Source organism: Modestobacter italicus, from assembly GCF_000306785.1.
Lineage (GTDB): Bacteria > Actinomycetota > Actinomycetes > Mycobacteriales > Geodermatophilaceae > Modestobacter > Modestobacter italicus.
In genome coordinates this window covers 2,748,382-2,769,183 of the sequence record NC_017955.1, presented here as the reverse complement: position 1 = coordinate 2,769,183, position 20,802 = coordinate 2,748,382, and the positions used below count along the sequence as shown (strand labels likewise).

The 20,802-nt window shown below is 75.9% G+C and carries 23 protein-coding genes; 13 read left to right on the top strand and 10 right to left on the bottom strand.

What is annotated here, in order from left to right:
• Positions 1–35: 35 nt before the first annotated feature.
• The 3 genes from MODMU_RS13405 to MODMU_RS29095 form a co-directional block, all read right to left on the bottom strand.
• Positions 36–1,910 (bottom strand): glycoside hydrolase family 15 protein, encoded by a 1,875-nt coding sequence (locus tag MODMU_RS13405; protein WP_014740810.1) that lies wholly within the window; start codon positions 1,908–1,910, stop codon positions 36–38.
• 162 nt (positions 1,911–2,072) lie between these two features.
• Positions 2,073–2,666 carry a potassium channel family protein gene (locus MODMU_RS13400; RefSeq protein ID WP_014740809.1) on the bottom strand — a complete coding sequence of 198 codons (594 nt, stop codon included), beginning with the start codon at positions 2,664–2,666 and terminating at the stop codon, positions 2,073–2,075.
• Positions 2,660–2,812, bottom strand: coding sequence for a hypothetical protein (locus MODMU_RS29095; protein ID WP_197537411.1), 153 nt, complete (start codon positions 2,810–2,812; stop codon positions 2,660–2,662). Before MODMU_RS29095 ends, MODMU_RS13400 begins: the two co-directional genes overlap by 7 nt.
• Before the next feature lie 185 nt (positions 2,813–2,997).
• Here MODMU_RS29095 and MODMU_RS27070 point away from each other — a divergent pair, with 185 nt between their 5' ends.
• Complete coding sequence (locus MODMU_RS27070; RefSeq protein WP_014740808.1) at positions 2,998–3,357, top strand: hypothetical protein; 360 nt, start codon at positions 2,998–3,000, stop codon at positions 3,355–3,357.
• 200 nt (positions 3,358–3,557) lie between these two features.
• On the opposite strand, the gene MODMU_RS13390 is transcribed toward MODMU_RS27070, so the two are convergent.
• Entirely contained in the window at positions 3,558–4,091 is a 534-nt protein-coding gene (locus tag MODMU_RS13390; RefSeq protein WP_014740807.1) for a hypothetical protein, read from the bottom strand.
• A gap of 277 nt (positions 4,092–4,368) precedes the next feature.
• On the opposite strand from MODMU_RS13390, the gene MODMU_RS28110 reads away from it, so the two are divergent.
• From MODMU_RS28110 to MODMU_RS13375, 3 genes are all read left to right on the top strand, one after another.
• Complete coding sequence (locus MODMU_RS28110; RefSeq protein WP_014740806.1) at positions 4,369–4,650, top strand: SHOCT domain-containing protein; 282 nt, start codon at positions 4,369–4,371, stop codon at positions 4,648–4,650.
• A 45-nt stretch (positions 4,651–4,695) separates the two neighbouring features.
• The gene (locus tag MODMU_RS27065; RefSeq protein ID WP_051143986.1) at positions 4,696–5,109 is read left to right on the top strand and encodes a GNAT family N-acetyltransferase; all 414 of its coding nucleotides are present in this window, start codon (positions 4,696–4,698) and stop codon (positions 5,107–5,109) included.
• A gap of 133 nt (positions 5,110–5,242) precedes the next feature.
• Complete coding sequence (locus MODMU_RS13375) at positions 5,243–5,686, top strand: DUF7144 family membrane protein (RefSeq protein ID WP_014740804.1); 444 nt, start codon at positions 5,243–5,245, stop codon at positions 5,684–5,686.
• 76 nt (positions 5,687–5,762) lie between these two features.
• Here MODMU_RS13375 and MODMU_RS13370 read toward each other — a convergent pair whose 3' ends face one another.
• From MODMU_RS13370 to MODMU_RS13360, 3 genes are all read right to left on the bottom strand, one after another.
• Positions 5,763–7,187, bottom strand: coding sequence for an MFS transporter (locus MODMU_RS13370; RefSeq protein WP_014740803.1), 1,425 nt, complete (start codon positions 7,185–7,187; stop codon positions 5,763–5,765).
• Between the two features lie 45 nt (positions 7,188–7,232).
• Complete coding sequence (locus MODMU_RS13365) at positions 7,233–7,598, bottom strand: carboxymuconolactone decarboxylase family protein (protein ID WP_014740802.1); 366 nt, start codon at positions 7,596–7,598, stop codon at positions 7,233–7,235.
• Positions 7,599–7,719: 121 nt separating this feature from the next.
• Positions 7,720–9,681, bottom strand: coding sequence for an alpha/beta-hydrolase family protein (locus MODMU_RS13360; protein WP_014740801.1), 1,962 nt, complete (start codon positions 9,679–9,681; stop codon positions 7,720–7,722).
• Between the two features lie 106 nt (positions 9,682–9,787).
• Between MODMU_RS13360 and MODMU_RS13355 the strand changes: the two genes are divergently transcribed.
• The 5 genes from MODMU_RS13355 (at position 9,788) to MODMU_RS13335 (ending at position 15,530) form a co-directional block, all read left to right on the top strand.
• A complete protein-coding gene (locus tag MODMU_RS13355) occupies positions 9,788–11,509 on the top strand; it encodes an alpha/beta hydrolase (protein WP_014740800.1) in 1,722 nt (573 codons plus the stop codon).
• Between the two features lie 33 nt (positions 11,510–11,542).
• Positions 11,543–12,259: a CPBP family intramembrane glutamic endopeptidase gene (locus MODMU_RS13350; protein WP_014740799.1), complete on the top strand. Its 717-nt coding sequence runs from the start codon at positions 11,543–11,545 to the stop codon at positions 12,257–12,259.
• Positions 12,260–12,334: 75 nt separating this feature from the next.
• A complete protein-coding gene (locus tag MODMU_RS13345; protein WP_014740798.1) occupies positions 12,335–13,219 on the top strand; it encodes a DUF1028 domain-containing protein in 885 nt (294 codons plus the stop codon).
• Positions 13,220–13,327: 108 nt separating this feature from the next.
• Positions 13,328–14,149, top strand: a complete 822-nt coding sequence (locus MODMU_RS13340; RefSeq protein ID WP_014740797.1) for a class II glutamine amidotransferase — start codon at positions 13,328–13,330, stop codon at positions 14,147–14,149.
• A 13-nt stretch (positions 14,150–14,162) separates the two neighbouring features.
• Positions 14,163–15,530, top strand: a complete 1,368-nt coding sequence (locus tag MODMU_RS13335; protein ID WP_231851842.1) for a dipeptidase — start codon at positions 14,163–14,165, stop codon at positions 15,528–15,530.
• Between the two features lie 3 nt (positions 15,531–15,533).
• Here the strand turns inward: MODMU_RS13335 and MODMU_RS27060 are convergent, their stop codons facing one another.
• Positions 15,534–16,061: an Rv1733c family protein gene (locus MODMU_RS27060; protein WP_014740795.1), complete on the bottom strand. Its 528-nt coding sequence runs from the start codon at positions 16,059–16,061 to the stop codon at positions 15,534–15,536.
• A 339-nt stretch (positions 16,062–16,400) separates the two neighbouring features.
• Between MODMU_RS27060 and MODMU_RS28520 the strand changes: the two genes are divergently transcribed.
• From MODMU_RS28520 to MODMU_RS13320, 3 genes are all read left to right on the top strand, one after another.
• Positions 16,401–16,562: a hypothetical protein gene (locus MODMU_RS28520; protein ID WP_014740794.1), complete on the top strand. Its 162-nt coding sequence runs from the start codon at positions 16,401–16,403 to the stop codon at positions 16,560–16,562.
• 302 nt (positions 16,563–16,864) lie between these two features.
• On the top strand, positions 16,865–17,209 hold the full coding sequence (locus MODMU_RS13325; RefSeq protein WP_014740793.1) for a YciI family protein: 345 nt from the start codon (positions 16,865–16,867) through the stop codon (positions 17,207–17,209).
• Positions 17,210–17,228: 19 nt separating this feature from the next.
• Positions 17,229–18,494 carry an RNA polymerase sigma factor gene (locus tag MODMU_RS13320; protein ID WP_014740792.1) on the top strand — a complete coding sequence of 422 codons (1,266 nt, stop codon included), beginning with the start codon at positions 17,229–17,231 and terminating at the stop codon, positions 18,492–18,494.
• 30 nt (positions 18,495–18,524) lie between these two features.
• On the opposite strand, the gene MODMU_RS13315 is transcribed toward MODMU_RS13320, so the two are convergent.
• Together MODMU_RS13315 and MODMU_RS13310 are read right to left on the bottom strand one after the other, a co-directional pair.
• Positions 18,525–19,562 carry an S-adenosylmethionine:tRNA ribosyltransferase-isomerase gene (locus MODMU_RS13315; protein ID WP_014740791.1) on the bottom strand — a complete coding sequence of 346 codons (1,038 nt, stop codon included), beginning with the start codon at positions 19,560–19,562 and terminating at the stop codon, positions 18,525–18,527.
• Positions 19,559–20,260 (bottom strand): SDR family NAD(P)-dependent oxidoreductase, encoded by a 702-nt coding sequence (locus tag MODMU_RS13310; RefSeq protein ID WP_014740790.1) that lies wholly within the window; start codon positions 20,258–20,260, stop codon positions 19,559–19,561. Before MODMU_RS13310 ends, MODMU_RS13315 begins: the two co-directional genes overlap by 4 nt.
• Before the next feature lie 48 nt (positions 20,261–20,308).
• Between MODMU_RS13310 and soxR the strand changes: the two genes are divergently transcribed.
• A complete protein-coding gene (soxR, locus tag MODMU_RS13305) occupies positions 20,309–20,773 on the top strand; it encodes a redox-sensitive transcriptional activator SoxR (protein WP_014740789.1) in 465 nt (154 codons plus the stop codon).
• The last annotated feature ends 29 nt before the right edge of the window (positions 20,774–20,802 follow it).

Here is a 20,802-nt window from a genome sequence, read left to right as displayed (position 1 = left end):
CTCATCCCCCGGGGGTGAGCGCCGCCGCGGCAGGGTCACCTGAGCCCGGGCACCGGGCCGTGGTTGTCGAGCGCCGCGTCGAGCGTGACCGCGGCGTCGATGAGCGCCAGGTGGGTGAACGCCTGCGGGAAGTTGCCGATCTGCTCGCCCGTGAGGGCGATCTCCTCGGAGAAGAGGCCCACGTGGTTGCCGTAGGTGAGCATCTTCTCGAAGGCCGACCGCGCGTCGTCGACCCGGCCGGCCCGGGTCAGCGCGTCGACGTAGGCGTAGCTGCACAGCGAGAAGGTCCCCTCCGAACCCCGCAGCCCGTCCGGGGAGGCATCGGGGTCGTACCGGTAGACCAGGCTGTCGGTGACCAGCTCCTCGTCCATCGCCGCCAGCGTCGACCGCCACAGCGGGTCACGCCCGTCGACGAACCCGACGGTGGGCATCCGCAGCAGCGCGGCGTCCAGCACGTCGGTGCCGTAGTGCTGGACGAACGCCTGCCGCGACTCGTGGAAGCCCTGCTCCATGACCTGCGTGTAGACCGCGTCGCGGGCCGCCGTCCAGCGCTCCAGCGGTGCCGGGCGGCCGTGCTCGACCGACATCCGGATGCCGCGGTCGAACGCCACCCAGCACATCACCCGGCCGTAGGTGAACGACTGCCGGCCGCCGCGGGTCTCCCAGATGCCCTCCTCGGGCTGGTCCCAGTTGTCGACGAGCCAGTCCAGGACGGACCGGATCGCCGACCAGCCGCGGGCGGGGAGCGGCAGCCCGGCGCGCGCCGCGGCGTAGAGGCTGTCCATCGCCTCGCCGTAGACGTCGAGCTGCAGCTGCTCGGCCGCGCCGTTCCCGATCCGCACCGGTGCCGATCCGCGGTAGCCGGACCAGTGCTCGAGGGAGTCCTCCTTGAGGTCGGAGGAGCCGTCGATGCGGTACATGATGTTCATCGGGCCGCTGTCGCTGCCGATCCGCTCCCGGATCCGGTCGCCGAGCCAGACCAGGAAGCCCGCTGCCTCCTCGACCAGGCCCAGCCGGAGGAGGGCGTGCACGGAGAACGAGGCGTCGCGCACCCAGGTGTAGCGGTAGTCCCAGTTCCGCTCGCCGCCGACCTGCTCGGGCAGCGCCGCGGTCGGTGCGGCCACGATGCCGCCGGTCGGCGCGTAGGTCATCAGCTTCAGCGTGATCGCCGACCGCTGCACCGCCTCGCGCCAGCGGCCGGTGTAGGTCGAGCCGGCCAGCCAGGACCGCCAGAACGCCATCGTCCCGTCCAGCAGGTCGGTGATCTCGGCGACCCGGACCGCCCGCGGCGGCCCGTCCGCCGAGGACTCCAGGACGACGCCCCGGACCTCCCCGGCGACCAGGTCCAGGGTCGCGTGCACGTCCTGGTCCTCCACCTGCACCCGCGCGCGTTGCTCGTCCCCGGGCTCCCGGACGACGTGCAGCGTCAGGGACGCGCCGTCGGCCGAGAACACCACCCCGTCCGCCGACAGCTCCGCCCGGTGCGGGTGGCGGCCGTAGTCGAAGCGGGGTGCCACGTCGATCTCGAAGCTCATCCGGCCGCGCACGCACTGGATCATCCGGACCAGCCGGTGGCGGTCGGTGGCGGTGCTCCCGGCGGGCGGCATGAAGTCCTGCACCTGGCCGACCCCGGACTCGGTGAAGAACCGGGTGACCAGCACCGCGGTGTCGGGCAGGTACATCTGCTTCGTCGTGTACTCCACCCCGGCCGGCCGGATCCGGAAGTGGCCGCCCTCCGCGTCGTCGAGCAGCGCGCCGAACACGCTGGGCGAGTCGAAGCGCGGGCAGCAGAACCAGTCGACGGAGCCGTCGGTCGTGACCAGGGCGGCGGTCTGCAGGTCCCCGATCAGGCCGTGGTCGGCGATCGCGGTCTCGGTCCGGGTCGTCCCGGTCCGGGTGGTCTGGGTCATCTCGCGTCCTCAGCGGTCGGCGGAGCGGCGGCGCCGGCCGGCGGGCAGTGCCGACCGGCCCGGCTGCCGCCACCCTCCCGCTGCCGGCGACCGGGCTGCCTCACCCCTTCCGGACGAGTTCCCGGGACAGCCGGGTGGCCGCTCGCCACGGAGGGCGCGACCTCACCCCGAGGGCCCGGACGGCGGCCGGGTGCCGAGCGGGAGCCCGGTGGTGCCGACCCGCTGCCGGCTCAGCTGGACGGCGTTCACCACCACCCGCAGGACCAGGCCCAGGAGCACCAGGTCACCGACCATCTGCAGCGTGGTGATGACGCGGGCGGCCTGGCTGACCGGTGCGATGTCGCCGAACCCGACGGTGGTGAAGACCGTGACCACGAAGTACAGGACGTCCGTCCGGTCCAGCCGCTGGGTGAAGGCCGCCGGGTCACCGCCCACCAGGACGACGTAGGCGGCGGCGAAGAGCACGAGGAACAGCGTGAGGCTCAGCGCCAGGGCCTCGACCGCGCGCAGCGCCGGGTGCGGTGAGTCGAGGATCCGCAGGACCTGCCACGTCACGATCACCCCGACGACCACCAGCCCGCCCAGCAGGAACAGCGCCGTCCGCAGGCCGAAGCCGTGCTGCAGCGGCAGCAGGTAGTACAGGACCACGATGGCGACCACGGTGACCGTCGTCCGGAGGAGCGCGCCGAGCAGCGGGTGCCGCTTCCTGCCGCGGCCCGCGGCCGCCGCGGAGGGGTCGGGGTCGGCGTTCAGCACGCCGGGCCCAGGTCGTCGGTCAGGCCCTCGAGGTCGGGGACGAGCGCGTCGGCACCGGGGGAGGCGGAGCCGCCCGGGTCCCGGCAGGCGGCGACCGGGAGGACGGCGGAGCGGGCCGGCAGACCGGGGGGCAGGGTGCGCTGCATGCCCCGACCGTCCGCGCTGCGGCGCTCCGGGAGATCGCCCGAACGGGACGATCCCGCAGCGGCCCCGATGCGCTGCCCGCGACGCATGTGCCGGCGGGGCGCTGGGTAGGACCGCTCAGGCCCCGAGGGGTCCGGCGACCGCTCAGCCCGCGAGCCTGCAGCCGACCGACGTGAGGAGACACCCGGTGGGTGGATGGTGGGCTGATCCGCGGGCCGCGGTCGTGGCCGAGGCCCTGGCGCCGATGGACTGGCGGGGCCTGACGGCACGGATGCTGACCCGGCGCGCGGTCGGCGCGCTCGACAGGTACTCGGTGGCGCACTTCCTGGCCGGCGTGCCCGGCGCACGTGTCGGCGGGCTGGGACCGGTCGACCCCGCCGACCACGCCGACCCCCGGGTCGAGCCCCTGGTGCACGCGCTCGAGTCGCGTCCGTGGCGCGCCTGGTCCCTGGACCGGGTCTGCGCCGACCTGGTCTCCTCGCTCGCAGCCTGGCAGGTCGCCTGGCAGTCCGGTCGGGAGCGCGAGTGGGGGCCGGAGGGCCGGTAGGCCCCGCCCACGGACGGCGACACGGGTCCCGCCGGCCGAGGGTCAGGTCGGACGGCGGGACCCGGTCGCCCCCGTGCCCCGGTGCCTCGATCAGTGCCGGCGGTCGACCCGTCGGGCCGTCCGACGCGCGGTACGCCGCGCGACCCTGCGTGAACCGAACATGCTGTCCTCCTCCCTGGTGCCGTGGTCGCCGGAAGGTCTCAGCCGGCCATCTCCGCCTGGTGCAGCTGCGCTGCCTCGTCCGCGGAGACCAGGCCGATCGCGATCAGGTCGAGGGGGCTGATGAACCCGTCGCTGACCCGGTGGCCACCGGCGCGCGCGACCGCGTCGCGCAGGCCGACCGCCCAGTGGTGCTCGAGCAGCACGAGCGCCGCCGCGGAGCCGTTCGGGATCTCCTCCAGCACGTCCCAGGCGTCCTCGTCGGAGAAGGCCGAGATCCCGTCGGCCGCCGCCTCGGCCCCGGCCGCTGCGCCGGCCTCCGCGCCCTCCTCGCCGTCGAAGCCCAGACCGACCAGGGCCCCGACCTTGCTGCCCAGCTCCCGCGCCTCGTCCGTGGAGAGGTTGCTCAGGTGCATCGCCTCCAGGTCGCCCTCCGGGCTCTTGTAGACGGCCAGTGCGTCGATCACCCGCACCGTGTCGTTCTGCCGGAGGCGCTCGAGCTCCTCGATGATCTCCCCGTGGAAGTCGGGCTCCGGGAAGCCGAGCACGATGAGCTGTACCGGTCCGATGGTCATGGTCTCTCCGATCGACGGCGACCGGCTGCCCTCGTCGGCGCCGGTCGCCCGTGGTGGCAGGGGCGGTCAGCCCGAGCGTCCCGCCACCGCGCGGCTGCCACCTCGCCTGGTCGGGATGAGCCGGGCGCCGACGCCGCCGGTCGTGCGCCCGTGCTCGCGGTCTCGTCCTGTCCGGGTGATCCGGGGTGGCCCGGGGCCGGCGCAGGATCGGGGCGTCCCGGCCGCCGTGCGAGCCCGTCGTCACGGCGCGGCCCGGACCCGAGGTCAGGAGCAACCCATGGGGATCGTCCGTCGGAGGGCCCGGCGCCGCGCGCTGATGGTCGGGGGCGCGGCGTACGCCGCGGGCAAGCACCGCCGGAACCAGGAGGAGCAGGGCGCGGAGGACGACGGCTACGACGAGCAGCAGGCCCCGGAGGCCCCGCCCGCCCCGCCGGTGGCCGCCGTCCCGGAGCCCCGGTCCGATGCCGACCAGATCCAGCGGCTGGCCGAGCTGCACGACGCCGGCACGCTCACCGACGACGAGTTCTCGGCCGCCAAGGCCAAGATCCTCGGCATCTGACCCGGCCCTCGAGCCGACGACCACGGCTGCGCGCGGCGGTCCGCTGTGCCCAGCCCCGTCCGCCTCGTGGTGGAGGACCCGCCGGACCCTGACGACCTCGCGCTGCTCGAGGCGGCGGTCGAGGCCGCCGCCGGCGCCGGGGACGCGCGGGAGTTCGCGGTCCTCGCCCGTGACGAGCACGCCCGGATGGTCGCCGGGGTCTCCGCGCTCGTGTGGGGTCGGTGCTGCGAGCTGCAGGCCATGTGGGTCGACCCCCCGCTGCGGGGCCGGGGGACGGCCCGCGCGCTGATGGCCGCGGCGGAGGCGGAGGCGCGGCGGCGCGGGTGCGGCGTCGTGCTGCTGCAGGCCTACGACCTGGTGGCAGCGGGCCTCTACGGACGGCTGGGCTACGAGACCGTCGCCGTCGTGGAGGGCTGCCCGGACGGCAGCGCCCGGCGGTGGTTCCGCAAGGTCCTGTGAGCCGGGGTCACACCGTGCGGACGATGCCGCCTGCGCCGCGGCGGCCGAGGCTGCGAGGACACGACCGCAGGACCTCGGCCCGTCGCCCGCGCACGCGACGCCGGGACCGGGGCACGACCCAGGAGGACGGCAGATGACGGACACCTCGCACCGCAGGTCCGCAGTGACCGGCGCGCGGTACGACGACGACGCAGGGACAGCGTGGGCCGGCTGGGTGGTCTTCGGCGCGGTCATGCTGATCGTGATGGGCCTGTTCCAGGTCATCGAGGGCCTGGTGGCGCTGTTCGACGACGGCTTCTACGCCGTCAGCTCGAGCGGCCTGGTGGTCGACGTCGACTACAACACCTGGGGCTGGGTGCACATCGTCCTCGGCCTGCTCGCCGGGCTCGTGGGCATCGGGCTCCTGATGGGGAACCTGGCAGCCCGGATGGCGGGCGTGACCATCGCCTTCGTGAGCGCGGTGCTGCATCTGCTGTTCGCCTCGGCGTACCCGCTGTGGTCGGTGATCGTGATCACCCTGGACGTCCTCGTCATCTACGCGATCGTCGTCCACGGGCGCGAGCTCAAGGCCCGCTGACACCGGCCGCCAGCTCACCGGGCCCCGCGCCGCGGTCGGACTCCCGACCGCGGCGCGGGTGCACGTGCGGACCAGGTCAGCGCGCCGGCGTGGCCTCGTCCGCGGGGTGCTGCTGGTGGGGGAGGAGCAGGGCGGCGACCCAGCCGACCACCGCGAACCCGCCCACGACGACGATCGCGGTCAGGAAGGGGGCGCTGCCGCCGGCGGTCGCCGCGACGAGGACCGAGCCGGCGACGGCGACGCCGAGCGAGGACCCCAGGTTGGACACGCTGCGGGAGACCCCGGAGATGTCGCCCTGGACGTCCTCGGGCCAGGCGGACTGCACCACGTTCACCGACGCGGTCAGCATGGTCCCCACGCCGAACCCCATGAGGAACAGCCCGGGCCAGAACGTCCAGTTCGCCGAGTCCTCGCGGGCGAGCAGCAGCAGCAGGGCGATGCCGACCACGGTGGTGGTGAAGCCGGCGCGGATCAGCAGCCGCTGCGGGTGCCGGCTGGCCATCCGCTGGGCCATCGCCGAGGACAGCAGGATCCCGACGGTGGCCGGGACCAGGGTCAGCCCGGTCTGGATGGCGGAGTAGCCGCGTTCCTGCTGCAGGAACACCGAGATCACGAAGAACACGCCCTGCAGCACCAGCCACTGGACGTTCTGGGTGAGCAGGCCCAGGTTCGACGTCCGGTTGCGGAAGAGGCTCACCGAGAACAGCGGCGCCCGGCCGCCGCGCTCGCGGGCCGCGGCGTGCACGAAGTAGGCCACCAGGACCAGTACCCCGAGCGCCACGTACAGCCACACCCGGGACAGGCCCCAGCCGTAGGTGTTGGTCTGCAGGATGCCGTAGACCACGAGGAAGAGCCCGGCCGCCGAGAGCACCGCGCCCAGCAGGTCGAACGCCGGGCGCGTGCTGGGCAGCGGCGGGTCCTCGATGCGGCGGGCCAGGAACACGATGTAGAGGACGACGACCACCTGGAGCAGGAACGAGGCCCGCCAGCTGACGTAGCTGGTGATCAGGCCACCGATCAGCGGGCCCGCGGCCGACCCCAGTCCGGCGGCGCCGCTGACCACGCCGAACCACTTGGCGCGCTGCTTCAGGTCGTCGAAGTAGACGGTGATCAGGATGTAGATCGGCGGGATGAGCAGCGCCGAGCCGACCCCCTCGAGCAGCGAGTACCCGATGGTCAGCAGCGCCAGCCCCTGCGAGACCGACGCCAGCAGGGCGCCGGCCGCGTAGACGAGCAGGCCGATGACGAAGCACCTCTTGCGGCCCCAGATGTCGGTCAGCTTGCTGCCCGGGATCATCAGGGCGGCCATCGTGAGGGTGAACAGCGTGATGGTGGTCTGGATCCCGGTCACGTCGGTGCCGAGGTCGTCGGCGATCGTGCTGATCGCCACGTTCATGTTCGACGCCGCGTAGCTGGCGATGAACTGGGCGAGCGCCAACGGCAGGACGAGCGCGCCCGCCCTCGCCACCGTGGCGCCGCCCTCGGCACCGGTCCTGGTCACGACGTGACCCCCTGTCCGGGTCGGTGCCGCCGCACGAGGGGCCGGCTACGAGGAGCGCGGCTGCGGCACGACCGACTCCGCCAGCGCCTCGGCGCCCAGGACCCCGCGCAGGATGGCGCCGGCGGCCGCGGTCACCCGCGCGCTCCCGACGACGGGGGCGATCGCGACCAGGACGCCCTGGATCCGCTCCACGCTGAGGTCGGTCTCCGCGGCGGCGCCCAGGGTGATCAGGTAGGACACGGGGGCGGCGTCCATGGCGACCAGCGCGGCCAGCCGGACGAGGAGGTAGGTGTCCGCGTCGAGGCCCGAGCGCTCCGCGGCATCGAGGTTCATCGCGAGCAGCTCCTCGAGGACGGGGGCGTCCCCGGCGGCGATCCGGCCGAGGGCGTTGTCCGGGGCGGTCTGCGTCATGGCTCCTCCTGGAGGTCAGGGTGGGGCGGGTGGTCGACGCACAGCCTCGGCAGCGCGCCGGCGTCCGTCCTCACCCCATCCGGAGGAACGGGCCCGCCGGACGGCGCCGGGTGACCGGCGGTCAGCCCGGCGGCCGGTCGAACAGGCGCTGGCGCACCGTCTCCCGCAGCTGCAGCGCCTCCTCCACCCGGGCCAGCTGCGCCGGGGTCACGTCCAGCCCGTACACGTCGACGAGGAAGCGCGGCAGGTCCGGCCGGTAGTCGTGCCCGCGGGCCTGGTAGGCGCCGGGCTGCTGGGCGTTCTTCATGTCGACCAGGTTCTGCACGAACGTCGTCACCGGTCGCCAGCGCATCGCCGGGGAGATGCCCCGGGGGCTGCCGCCGTCGACGGCCGGCTCCGGGCGGGGCCGCCGCGGGCCGAGCCAGTCCGGCGGCGACCACAGCAGGTCCAGGCCGAACGTCGTCACGCCGTCGTCGTCGTGGCTGAGCAGCACGAAGCGCGGGGGCTCCGCCTGCCGTCGGGCCAGCGCGGTCAGCTGCGCGTGGTCGTTGACCACCGCGACGGTCTGCTGGTCCACGTCCAGCCGGTGGCCGCGGGTGACCTGGCGCATCCACTTGCTGCCGTGCGGCGTCCCGAGCCACAGCGCCCGGTCGATGCCCATCGCGTCGAGGCCGAGGGTGCCCCAGTGCAGGAAGACGTCCTGGCTGGTGTGCGCGCCGAGGCTCTCGCCGAACAGCACGACCCGGGGGCGCCGCCCGGGTCGCTCGCGGAGGCGCTGGAGGACGCGCAACCACAGCAGCCGGTTCTGCTCACGGGCCGTCCGGACCATGCCCAGCGACAGCGGCGACGGGCGCCGGGAGTACTGCAGCGTGACCGTCGCGACCTCGCCGAGCGTCAGGTACTGCAGGGCGGCCACCGCCACGTAGTTGACGTACCCGGTGCCGGTGGGAGAGACGAGCACCAGCAGCGGCCGGTCGAAGGCGCCGGTCCGCTCCATCTCCGCCAGCGCGAGGTCGACCCTCGCCCGGGCGCTCGGTGCGCTGTCCAGGCCGACGTACACCTGCACCGGCGCGGCCCGGGCCGGCTCGCCCATGACGGTCGCGATCGACAGGTCCGGGACGCCGTCCGGGCGGCTGACCGGCTCCGGCCGCACGGACGCGAGCGCGGAGCGGCGTCCCTCGCGACCCAGCCCGACCCAGGGCACGACGCTCCCCGGGCCGCCGCTCACCGTCCCGGGCACCCACCGGTCGGCCTCGCCCGGCTCGAGCACCGGGACGTCGGCCGACGTCCCGGCCTCGATCCGGCGCATGGCGCGGTGCCAGACCGCGGACGTGCCCAGCCCGAGCACGGTGAGGAAGCCGGCGTGCCCCGTCCCGCGCCAGAGCTCCGGGGGCCCGGGCAGCACCGCGGCCAGGCGGTGGGCGAGCACGTCGACGACCGCGTGCTCCCCGTGCGCTGCGCCGCTCAGCGCGGCCACGACAGCCGTCGCCACCGCCAGGGACCGCAGGGCCGACGGCGCCTCGGGGGCGTCCGGCACCTCCTCCTGCTCGGCCGCGCGGACCCGGTCGAGCAGGTAGGCGAGGCAGAGGCCGACGGGCACGGCGGGCGGGACGGCGACGAGCCGTCCGCCCAGCCGCAGCCGCTCGTCGAGCGCGGACGCCCCGATCCGGGCCCCGCCGAGGAGGGCGCCGCTCAGGCCGGTGGCGCCGAGCCGCCACGCCGCCTGGCGTGCGATGCCCCGCAGCGGGTCCTCGGGCCGCGCCGGGAGGGCCCGGAGGACGGCCAGCCCGAGCGGCACGGCGGCAGCGTCGACCGCCATCGCGGCGCGGCCCCGGGCGGCCGGGGACGCCGCTCCGCCGGAGAGGAACCGGGCGGTGCCCAGCAGCACGTCCTGGGCGCCCGCGGTCAGGAGGTGGTGCAGGCCGGTGGACAGCCCGGTCACCAGCCCCTGGTCGACGGCGCTGCGCGCGGACAGCGACGGCGCGAACGAGCCCGGTGCCAGTGCCGCCGCCACCACGAGACCGACGTCGGCTGCGCTGCCGGCCCCGGTCGTCCACCGGCTGCTCGGCGCTCCGCTCCCCATGGCGGGATGGTGGGCCGCCGCGGGAGGCAGCGGTTCACCCTCGCGGTAGGAGCCGGGCCGCCGCGGTCGCGCCTACCGTCGCCTGACCCGACGAGCGGAGGCCGGCATGACCGCGCGATCCGCGACGGGAGTGGCGGGTGCGGGTCCCGACGTCGATCTGCCGCCGCCCACGCCGGCCCAGGACGGCCCTCGGCGTCGGTGGCCGGCCCGGCTGCCCCGCGGCACCTGGAGCGGCACCGTCGGTGCGCTGGTGCTCGGCTGCTGCTCGTTGACGCCGTCCCTGCTGCCGCGGGGCTGGGTCGTCCAGGGCGTGGTCACCGGCATCACGGCGGCGATCGGGTACGGCGTGGGGGTCACCGTGGCCTGGTTCGTCGCAGAGTCCACCGAGGGCCGGCTGTCCGCCGGCGCCCGCCGCCGCGCCTGGCAGGTGCTGGCCGTCGCCGGCCCGCTGCTCCTGCTCGGCATGCTGGTGCTCGGTGCGCGCTGGCAGCGCGAGGTCCACGAGCTGATGGGCCTGGACCCGCCGTCGGGGTGGTCGTCGGTCGGCGTGGTCGTCCTGGCGGTGCTGCTGTCCGCGCTGCTCGTCGCCGTCGGCCGCGGCGTCCGCCGGCTGGCCCGGTGGCTCGCCCGGGTGGTCGGCCGCGTCCTGCCCCGCCGGCTGGCCCGGGCCCTCGGTGTCCTGGGCGCCGCCGTCCTGGTCGTCTTCCTGGTCAACGGGGTCCTCTTCCAGGGCCTGGTGGAGGGGATGAACTCCGCCTTCAGCGTGACGAACGGGGACACGAAGGAGGGCTCGGTCCGCCCGACCGGGCCCGAGCGGTCGGGGAGCCCGGGGTCCCTGGTGCCCTGGGAGGACCTGGGCCGCGAGGGCCGGGCCTTCGTCGGCCTGGGGCCCACGACCGCGGACCTGGCGGCCTTCTCCGGCCGGCCGGCCGTGGCACCGGTCCGCGCCTACGTCGGGCTGGACTCCGGCGGGGACGTCGGCGACCGCGCCGCGCTCGCGGTCCGCGAACTGCAGCGGGCCGGCGGCCTCGACCGCGCGGTGCTGGTGGTGGTGACCACGACCGGGACCGGGTGGGTGGACCCGGCGGCCAGCGACTCGCTGGAGTACGAGTTCAACGGCGACACCGCCATGGTCGGGCTGCAGTACTCCTACCTGCCCAGCTGGATGTCCTTCCTCGTCGACCAGGTGAAGGCGCGGGACGCGGGGCGGGCGCTGTTCGACGCGGTCTACGGCGCCTGGGCGCAGCTGCCGGCGGACGCCCGGCCGAGGCTGCTGGTGTTCGGGGAGAGCCTCGGCACCTTCGGCGGGGAGGCCGCCTTCAGCGGCCTCGCCGACATCGGGAACCGCACCGACGGGGTGCTGTGGGCGGGGCCGCCCAACTTCAACGCGCTCACCCGCGAGATCGTCGAGGACCGAGACGACGGGTCGCCGGAGTGGCTGCCGGTCGTCGACGAGGGCCGCACGGTGCGGTTCGCCGACGAGGCGCCCGACCTCACCGGGCCACCGGCGCCCTGGGGCGACCCGCGGGTCGTGTACCTGCAGAACGCCTCGGACCCCATCGTCTGGTGGTCGCCGCGGCTGGTCCTGGACCGCCCCGACTGGCTGACCGGGGACCGCGCGCCGGACGTCTCGCCGAGCATGGTCTGGCTCCCCGTCGTCAGCTTCTGGCAGGTCACCGCCGACCTGGTGTTCGCCACCGGGGTGCCCGACGGGCACGGCCACCGGTACGAGGCCGACTACGTCGACGGGTGGGCCGCCGTCGCGCAGCCACCCGGCTGGACCGCTGCCGACACCGAGCGCCTGCGGTCGCTCATCGGCGGGGACTGAACCCGTGCCGGCCGCCGCGGCGCGGGGAGCGGCGTGACGACGTCCGCCGCCCGGCTGACCCACGACCGCCGGGTCTCCGCCGCCGCCGTGGCCGTGCTCGCCGCGATCAACGTCACCGACCACACGCTGCACCCGCCGTGGTGGGTCCGGACGCTGGAGGGCGCCGGCCTGGTCGTCTGGGCCCGGTCGGACGGCCTCAGCTGGTCGCAGCTCGGGCTGGGCCGGGACCGGCTGGGAGCCGGGTGCCGGTGGGCGCTCGGTGTGATCGGCGTGGTCGCCGGCGGCTACGCCGTCGCGGTGCTGCTGCCGCTCACCCGGCCGGCGTTCCAGGACGACCGCTACCACCTCCCGCTGCCCGACGTGCTGCGCACGGCGTTCGTCGTCATCCCGCTGGGCACCGTGGTCCTCGAGGAGCTGGCGTTCCGCTCGGTCCTCTGGGGGGTGTTCTCGCGGCACCTGCGCCCGTGGCAGGTGCTGGTGGGCACCTCGGTGCTGTTCGGCTGCTGGCACGTGCTGCCGGCGGCCGGCGTCGGCACGACCAACCGCGGGGTGTCCGAGGCGGTCGGCGGGGCGGGCAGCGCGGTGCTCGTCGCCGGCACCGTCGCGCTCACCACCGTCGGGGGGCTCGTCTTCGGCGAGCTCCGCCGGCGCAGCGGCAGCGTGGTCGCCAGCGCCGGCGCGCACTGGGCGACCAACGCCCTGGGCGTGCTGTTCGGGCTGGTGGCCTGGCGGCTCGAGGGGGAGGGGTGACTCACCCGGCGGAGGTGGTCCGCCGGACGCCGGCCCGGGCGAGGCTCAGGGCTCCCCGGGACCGGGAGGACGACGATGACCTACTCCGTCCTCGGCTGCGACGCCGCCGACGGCGCGGTCGGGGTTGCCGTGCAGTCGAAGTTCCCGGGTGTCGGGAGCCTCGTCCCCCACGGGGAGGCGGACGTCGGTGTCGTCGCGACGCAGGCCTTCGGCAACCCGCGGCACGGCTCGGCCGGCCTGGCCCTGCTGCGCTCGGGTGCCACGCCCGGCCAGGCGCTGGAGGTGCTGCTCAACGACGACGAGCACCGCACGAAGCGGCAGTTCGCGCTGCTCGACCCGACGGGCACCGGGGCCGCCTACACCGGGGACGACCTGCACACCTGGGCCGGGTGGTCGGGCAGCGCCACGGGTCGCGCCTGCGTCGCCCTCGGCAACGGGCTGGCGGGTGCGGGGGTGGTCGAGGCCATGGTCACGACGTTCGAGGACACGGGTGGTCCGCTCGCCGAACGGCTCGTGGCGGCGCTCGACGCCGGTGAACGGGCCGGCGGTGACATCCGGGGTCAGCAGTCGGCCGCGCTGCTCGTGCTCCGGCGCGACGGCGGGTACGGCGGGCTGGACGACCGGCACGTGGTGATCTCCGTCTACGACCACCCGCGGCCGATCGAGGAGCTGTCCCGGTGCTACGCGCTGCACCGGCTCGCCTGGTTCCCCAGCGACCCGGCGGACCTGGTGCCCATCGGGCCCGAGCTGGCGCGCGAGCTCAAGCGGCTGATGGTGGCCAGGGGCTTCTTCGACGGTGCGGTCGACGGCAGCTGGGACCCCGCCGTCCAGCGCCGGCTGGACCTCTTCCTGGGCAGCGAGAACTACGACAACCGGATAGACAACGGCGGCCTGTTCGACCTGGAGGTCCTCGCCGACCTGCACCTCCGCTACGGCAGCACGGCGGGCTCCGGGGGCTGAGCGCGCGGCGCAGAGGGACCCGGATCGGGTGAGGTGCCGCCCGGCCCGGTGTGCGCTGATGGACGGACTGACCTGACGAGCGCACCGGAGGCGACGATGTGCAGGTGGATGGCCTACTCGGGTGACCCGATCCTGGTTGAGGAGCTGCTGTACCGGCCGGTCCACTCGCTCATCGACCAGAGCCTGCACGCCAAGCTGGGCGGGTTCACCACCAACGGTGACGGCGTCGGCATCGGCTGGTACGGCGACCGGGCGGAACCGGCGGTCTACAAGAGCACCCACCCGGCGTGGAACGACCGGGACCTGCGCGAGATCGCCTCGCAGATCCGGACGCCGCTGCTGTTCGCGCACATCCGCGCCTCCAGCGGCACGCCGGTGCAGCGCAGCAACTGCCACCCCTTCCGGCACGGCCGGTGGCTGTGGATGCACAACGGGTCGCTCGCCGAGTTCGGCACGCTCAAGCGCGACCTGGTGATGGCGGTCGACCCCGCGCTGTACCCGCAGATCGAGGGGTCGACGGACACCGAGACGCTGTTCTTCCTGGCGCTGACCTTCGGGCTCGAGGACGACCCACCCACCGCAGTCGCGCGGGCCGTCGCGCTGGTCGAGGAGGTCGGCCACCGGCACGGGGTCGCGTACCCCGTGCACATGACGGTGGCCACCACCGACGGCGAGTCGATCTGGGTGTTCCGGTACTCGAGCGAGGGGGAGACGAGCTCGCTGTACTACTCCACCGACGTGGCCCAGGTGCGGCAGCTGCACCCGGAGCTGGAGGCCCTGCAGCAGCTGGGCCCCGACACCCGCTTCGTCGTCTCCGAGCCGCTGCGCGAGCTCCCGGGGGCGTGGCACGAGGTCCCGGACGGCTCCTGGGGGCTCGTGCACCGGGACAAGGGCGAGATCCACCCCTTCCAGCCCCTGGTCAGGGTCTGACCGGGTGCCCCCCGTGCGGTCAGGCGCGGACGCGGCGGTCCTGCGTACCCGGGTCGCCGAGCTGATGCCGCAGGCCCGCCGGGAGCTCGCCGAGCTCGTCGCCATCCCGTCGGTGGCCGACCCGCGGCAGTACCCGCCGCAGGAGTGCCTCCGGGCGGCGCGGTGGGTGGCCGACCGGTTCGCCGGCGTCGGCTTCCCCGACGTGCGGCTGGCGCCGACCCCCGACGGCAGCAGCGCGGTGATCGGGACGCGGCGCTGCGGCGACCAGGACGCCCCGACCGTGCTGCTGTACGCGCACTACGACGTCCAGCCGCCGCAGCGCGAGGACGCCTGGCGCACGCCGCCGTTCTCGCTCACCGAGGTGGACGGTCGCTGGTACGGCCGGGGCGCGGCCGACTGCAAGGGCAACGTCCTGGTGCACCTCACCGCCCTGCGGGCGCTCGGCAGCGCGCTGCCGGTGCACCTCACGGTCGTCGTCGAGGGCTCCGAGGAGCAGGGCACCGGGGGGCTCGAGGCGTTCGTCCCCGAGCACGCCGACCTGCTGCGGGCCGACGCGGTCGTGGTGGCCGACACCGGCAACGCCGCCGTCGGCGAGCCCGCCCTCACGGTCAGCCTGCGGGGCACCGTCCACGTCGTCGTGACGGTCGAGGCGCTCACCTCCGCGGTGCACTCGGGGGTGTTCGGCGGAGCCGCCCCCGACGCCCTGGCCGCGCTGGTCGGCATGCTGGCGACCCTGCGCGACGAACGGGGCGCCACCACCGTCGACGGCCTGCCCGCCACCGGGGAGTGGTCCGGTGCGCCCTACCCGGACGAGCAGTTCCGGCAGGACGCCGGCGTGCTGGACGGGGTCTCGCTGCTGGGCGGGGGGACCGTCGCCGACGCGCTCTGGGCCCGCCCGGCGGTCACCGTCCTCGGCATCGACTGCCCGCCGGTGGTCGGGTCGGCCGCGGCCGTCGTCCCCCGGGCCGGTGCGCGGATCGAGCTGCGCATCCCGCCGGGCGTCGCCGCCCGGCCGGCCGGCGAGGCCCTGGTCCGCCACCTGCACCGGGCGGCCCCCTGGGGGGTCCGGGTCACCGCGCAGGTCGAGTCGGCCGGTGAGGCGTGCCGCCCGGCCACCGGCGGCCCGGCCCACCGCGCCATGACCGCGGCCCTGCACGCCGCCTACGGGGTCCCGCCGGTCGAGCTGGGGCAGGGCGGGTCCATCCCGCTCTGCGGCGTCCTCGCGGCCACCTACCCGGCGGCGGAGCTCCTCCTCATCGGCGTCGAGGAGCCGCTGTCGTCGATCCACGCCCCCAACGAGAGCGTGGCGCCGCAGGAGATCGCCGACATGGCGCTGGCCGAGGCGCTGTTCCTGCAGTCGTACGGCACGGCCCCCCGCTGAGCCTCAGGGCTGCCGGCGCGCCCAGAGGGGCTCGACGACGGCCCAGTCGGCCGCCCAGCGGCGGAGCCGGCTGCGGTCGAGGGCCGCCCGCAGGACGACGTGGACCCCGAGCGCGAGGGCCGGCACCAGCAGGAACGTCCCCACGGCCATCCCGGCGGCCTGCCCCGCGGCGCCGTCCTCGTCGAGCGGGCGGGTGGTGAGGTCGCCGGCGCGGTCCACCCAGACGGGGACGGTCGCACCGGCCGCGGTGCCGTCGGGGACGGGGACGAGGCCCGTGTGCTCGGCTCCCGAGGGCCCGCGCCACACGGCGGTCGCACGGGGGGTGCGGGGCGCGTCGGCCGGGCCGGCGACCGGCTCCCCGACGAGCACGGCGTCGACCTGGTGCCGCTCGAGCGACTGCGCTCTCCCCTCGGCGAGGGCGCGGGCGTGGGTCGTCGACGCCACGAGCAGGGTGACGGGGAACGTCAGCGCCAGGGCGCAGACCAGCAGGACGCGGGCCAGCTGCTCGATCCGGTCCGAGGCCCGCGCCATCGGCCTCCCTGCCCCCACGGCCGACCTCCTCACGGCGCGCCGGGCCGGAGCCCGGACCCCCACACCGTCGCGCTCTCCGGCACCGCGGGCACCCCTCGTCCGGGGTGAGCGGGGGCTCGGCCCGGGAGAGCCGGACCGCTGCCGGGGCCGGGTCGCACCGTTCGCCCACGACGGGTGATCCGGCGGCGGCCGGGCGCCCCGAGGATCCGCGCATGACCAGCAGCCGTCAGCCCGACGCCAGGACAGCACCCGCCGGGACGGTCGCCCCGCTCCGCTGCGCCGAGGACGGCTGAGCTCCCGGCACCTGGCCCGACCCGGTAAGGGTGGGGTGGGGACCGGATGGTGTGGGTGCTGGTCTGCGTCGTCGGTCTGGGGCTGGAGACCGGGGTGATCATCGTGCTCGGGCGTCAGGTCACCCGCCGCTACGAGGCCGAGGCGGCCGGCGGACCGGAGCGGCCGCTGCTGGCACCCCGGGACCCGGGCCGGGTCCGGGCGCCCTGACCAGCTCCTCCGTGGACCGGGCCGGCGACGGGTCCTGCCGTGGGTGACCTGAGCCGGTGCCGGACGTCGTTCCGTCGGCACGGTGCCCGACGGGTCCCCGGGGGTCGGCGACCAGGGCCGGATGCCCGGGAGCGGGGACGAGGCCGCGACCACGGCCGGGGCGCCGGTCGGTCCCCGGGCAGCTCACGACGTGGTAGGACGCCGGGACGCGACGTGGTCCGCCGTAACTGTCGATCCGGGCCGGGCACGCGTGTCGTACAGGTGCAGGCCCGAAGAGCGGGCCGGGACCCCGAGGGGACGAGATGAGCCAGTACCTGATCTTGATCTACGAGGACGAGACCCCGTACGAGGCGGCCACACCGGAGGAGCTCGCCGAGATCACGCAGGCGCACGTCGACTTCGCCGCCGCGGTGGAGCAGCACGGGGTCACCCTCGTGGGCGGCGAGGCGCTGCAGCCCACCGGCACGGCCACGAGCGTGCGCGGCGGGTCGGAGGTGACCGACGGGCCCTTCGTGGAGACCAAGGAGGCGCTCGGCGGCTACTACCTCATCGACGCCCCCGACCTGGACGCCGCCCTGGCCGTCGGCAAGCTGTGCCCGGCCCGCTTCGGCGGGGTCGAGGTCCGTCCGGTCATGACCTTCGGCTGAGCCGGGCCGGGCGCCGGGCATGACCGTCGAGGACACCCCCGCGGTGGCCGCGGCGGTCGCGGACGCGCACCGTCGCGAGTGGGCCTCCGTGCTCGCCGCGACGGTGCGCGTCACCCGCGACCTCGACGCCGCCGAGGAGTGCGCGCAGGACGCGTTCGCAGCAGCGCTCACCGACTGGCGGGTGCACGGGGTCCCCGCGCGGCCGGGGGCGTGGCTGACCACGACCGCCAAGCGGCGCGCCCTCAACGTCGTCCGCCACCGCGGCGTGGAGCGCCGGTACCTCCCGCTGCTCGTGGAGGAGGAGACCGTGGCCGGGCCCGGCGAGCTGGTCGGCGAGGACGCCGGGCTGTCCGACGACCGGCTGCGCCTGATCGTCACGTGCTGCCACCCGGCGCTGGACCGGTCGGCGCAGGTCGCGCTCACCCTGCGCCTGATGTGCGGGCTGTCCACCGCGGACGTGGCCCGCGCCTTCCTGGTGGGCGAGGCGACCATGGCCGCCCGGATCACCCGGGCCAAGAAGAAGATCGCGGTGGCCCGGATCCCGTACCGGGTGCCCTCGGCCGCCGAGCTGCCGCAGCGGGTGGACGCCGTCCTGTCCGTGGTGCACCTGCTGTTCACCACCGGGCACACCACCCCGGCAGGGGACGAGCTCGTGCGGCGCGACCTCGTGCAGCGGTCGGTCGAGCTGGGCCGGATGCTGCGCCGGCTGCTCCCCGCCGACCCGGCCGTGGCGGGGCTGCTGGCGCTGATGCTGCTGACCGACGCCCGCCGGGAGACCCGCACCGCGCCGGACGGCCGGCTGCTGCTGCTCGAGGAGCAGGACCGCGCGCGGTGGGACCGGCCGGCCATCGCCGAGGGTGCCGAGCTCGTGCGGGAGGCGTTGCGCAGCCGCCCACCGCCGCGCTACGCGCTGCAGGCGGCGATCGCCGCCGTCCACGCCGAGTCGCCGACCTGGGACGACACCGACTGGCACGAGATCGTGGCGCTCTACGGGGTGCTCACCCAGCTGTGGCCCTCGCCGGTGGTCGCGCTCAACCGCGCCGTTGCCGTCGGGTTCGCCCGGGGAGCGGCCGCCGGCCTGGCCGAGCTGGACGCCCTGGCCGGTGAACGGCAGCTGGCCGGCTACGGATACCTGCCGGCCGCGCGGGCGGACTTCCTCCGCCGGCTCGGCCGGGTCCCCGAGGCGCGGGCGGCGTACACCCAGGCGCTGTCCCTCACCGCGAACGCCGTCGAGCGGGAGTTCCTCACCGCCCGGCTGCGCGGGCTGGGCGACCCGCCCGGGTGACCCGCCGGCGGCTCGTCAGGGCAGGACTCGTCAGGGCAGGAAGAGCATCGAGTCGCCGAACTCGTGCCACAGCAGGTGCGCGGCGACCGCCGACCGGTACGCCCGGTCGACGAGGTCCACCCCGGCGACCGCGGCGAGCAGCTGCAGGTGGCTGGCCTCGGGCGCGTGCAGCCCGGTGACCAGACCGCCCACCACCCGCGCCGGCCGGTCCGCGGAGAGCACCAGGTCGGTCCAGCCCGACGCCGGCCGGGTCACGCCGTCCTCGCCGGTGGCCGACTCCAGCGCCCGGGTGACGGTGGTGCCGACCGCGACGACCCGCCCGCCCGCCGCCCGGGTGCCCGTGACGACCCGGGCGGTGGCCGCCGGGACAGCGAACCGCTCCGGGGCCGGGGGCTCGTGCAGCTCCGGGCTGGAGACGCCGGTGTGCAGCAGCAGCGGCAGCACGGTGATGCCGCGGGCCACCAGCCGCACCAGCAGCCGGTCGGTGAACGGTCGTCCGGCGCTGGCCATCTCCGCGCTGCCCATCTCCTGCGGGCCGACCGGGGTGGCGTAGACGTTCTGCAGGGCGGCGAGCGGGACGGCGCGGGCCAGGTGGCCGTAGCGGATCGGCGTCCCGTACCGGGCGAGGTGCGCGGCCGGGGTCACCGCCGGGTCGGCGGCGGCCCGCCACAGCCGGGAGCCGGGGACCGGGAACGGCGCGACCAGCCGCAGCTCCACCCCACCCGGCAGCAGCAGCACCGACCCCGGCTCCACGCCCAGGTCGGGCCCGCTGTTGTCCGGGCGGCGGACCTCCACCACCCAGCCGCCGTCGTCCAGCGGGGTGGCGACGTGCACCGGGGTGGCGGTGCCGTCGCCGCGGACCGCGTCCAGCCGGGCCGGGGCGGTCGGGGAGGTGTTGACCACGACGACGTCGCCGGGCGCCAGCAGGTCGGGCAGGTCGCGGAAGCGGTGGGGGGTGACGGCGCCGGGCCGGGCGGCGAGCAGCGTGACGCCGTCCCGGGCCAGGCCGCGGCGCTCCGGAGGAGCGGTGGCCTCCGACCCGGGCGGGAGGGTGAACGGCGCGGTCATGCCCGCGCTCCCGCGGGGGCCAGCTCCGCGGCCCGGTAGCGGCCGCTGGGCAGCTCCCCGGCGACCAGCCGGAGCAGCGCCGGGACGACGCTCGCCGGGGCGGGCCGGTCGCTGACGTCCTCGCCCGGGAACGCGGCCTGGTGCAGATCGGTGGCCATGTCGCCCGGGTCGACCGCGTACACCCGCAGCCCGGGCTCCTCGACGGCGAGCACCCCGCTGAGCTGGTCGAGGGCGGCCTTGCTCGCCCCGTAGCCGCCCCAGCCGGCGTAGGCCTCGACGGCGGCGTCCGAGCTGACCTGCAGCACCCGTCCACCGGCCCGGCGCAGCGCCGGCAGCAGCAGCTGCACCAGCGCCAGCGGCGCCACGGTGTTGACCGCGAGCACCCGCTCGAACGCGCCGAGCGGCAGGTCGGCGAGCCGGGGGAGCGGGCTGGGGCCCAGGTCGCTGGCGTTGCTGACCAGCAGGTCGAGCCGGGCGGGGACGGCGCCGGCCAGCGCGGCGCGGTGCGCGGGGTCGGCGACGTCGCCGGGGAGCGCGGTGACGAGGTCGGGGAACGGCAGGGCGGCGACGGCGGCGGCCAGCCGGTCGCCGTCCCGGGCGTCCAGGACGAGCTGCCAGCCCTGCGCGCTGAGCGCGGTGGCCAGGGCGAGACCGAGGCCGCGGGAGGCGCCGGTGACCAGTGCGGTGGGGGGTGTCATGGCGCTACCCTCAGACTTCACGTGGACTTGAGGTCAAGGGGGCCGGCGGTGGAGCTCTCGGTCGGGGAGGTCGCCGCCCGGGCCGGTCTCGCGCCGTCGGCGGTGCGCTGGTACGAGGCGCAGGGGCTGGTCAGCTCGACCCGCACGGCGGGCGGTGCCCGCCGCTACCCGCGCAGCGTGCTGCGCCGGCTGGCGTTCGTCCGGGCCGCGCAGAACGTCGGCCTGTCGCTGGCCGAGATCCGCTCCGCGCTGGGCACGCTGCCCGAGGGGCGCACCCCGACCGCCCGGGACTGGGCCCGGCTGTCGGCGGGCTGGCGGAGCCGGCTGGACGAGCAGATCGCCGCGCTCACCCAGCTGCGCGACGGGCTGGACTCCTGCATCGGCTGCGGCTGCCTGTCGCTGGACCGCTGCGCGCTCTCCAACGCCGGCGACCTGGCGGCGCAGGAGGGGCCCGGTGCGCGCTGGCTGCACCCGGCGCTGCGTGCCGGGCGGCGTCCCCCCGACATCGGGTGAGGAGATGGCTCGGTCATCGCAGCATCGGC

Bases quoted from the DNA above. Each gene is read 5' to 3' on its own strand.
- MODMU_RS13375 (WP_014740804.1), top strand. From the start codon at position 5,243: ATGACGGACACCTCGCACCGCAGGTCCGCAGTGACCGGCGCGCGGTAC.
- MODMU_RS13345 (WP_014740798.1), top strand. From the start codon at position 12,335: ATGACCTACTCCGTCCTCGGCTGCGACGCCGCCGACGGCGCGGTCGGG.
- MODMU_RS27060 (WP_014740795.1), bottom strand. From the start codon at position 16,061: ATGGCGCGGGCCTCGGACCGGATCGAGCAGCTGGCCCGCGTCCTGCTG.
- MODMU_RS13405 (WP_014740810.1), bottom strand. From the start codon at position 1,910: ATGACCCAGACCACCCGGACCGGGACGACCCGGACCGAGACCGCGATC.
- MODMU_RS13325 (WP_014740793.1), top strand. From the start codon at position 16,865: ATGAGCCAGTACCTGATCTTGATCTACGAGGACGAGACCCCGTACGAG.
- MODMU_RS13340 (WP_014740797.1), top strand. From the start codon at position 13,328: ATGGCCTACTCGGGTGACCCGATCCTGGTTGAGGAGCTGCTGTACCGG.
- MODMU_RS13320 (WP_014740792.1), top strand. From the start codon at position 17,229: ATGACCGTCGAGGACACCCCCGCGGTGGCCGCGGCGGTCGCGGACGCG.
- MODMU_RS13310 (WP_014740790.1), bottom strand. From the start codon at position 20,260: ATGACACCCCCCACCGCACTGGTCACCGGCGCCTCCCGCGGCCTCGGT.
- MODMU_RS28110 (WP_014740806.1), top strand. From the start codon at position 4,369: ATGGGGATCGTCCGTCGGAGGGCCCGGCGCCGCGCGCTGATGGTCGGG.
- MODMU_RS28520 (WP_014740794.1), top strand. From the start codon at position 16,401: ATGGTGTGGGTGCTGGTCTGCGTCGTCGGTCTGGGGCTGGAGACCGGG.
- MODMU_RS13360 (WP_014740801.1), bottom strand. From the start codon at position 9,681: ATGGGGAGCGGAGCGCCGAGCAGCCGGTGGACGACCGGGGCCGGCAGC.
- MODMU_RS29095 (WP_197537411.1), bottom strand. From the start codon at position 2,812: ATGCAGCGCACCCTGCCCCCCGGTCTGCCGGCCCGCTCCGCCGTCCTC.
- MODMU_RS13365 (WP_014740802.1), bottom strand. From the start codon at position 7,598: ATGACGCAGACCGCCCCGGACAACGCCCTCGGCCGGATCGCCGCCGGG.
- MODMU_RS13355 (WP_014740800.1), top strand. From the start codon at position 9,788: ATGACCGCGCGATCCGCGACGGGAGTGGCGGGTGCGGGTCCCGACGTC.
- MODMU_RS13390 (WP_014740807.1), bottom strand. From the start codon at position 4,091: ATGACCATCGGACCGGTACAGCTCATCGTGCTCGGCTTCCCGGAGCCC.
- MODMU_RS13315 (WP_014740791.1), bottom strand. From the start codon at position 19,562: ATGACCGCGCCGTTCACCCTCCCGCCCGGGTCGGAGGCCACCGCTCCT.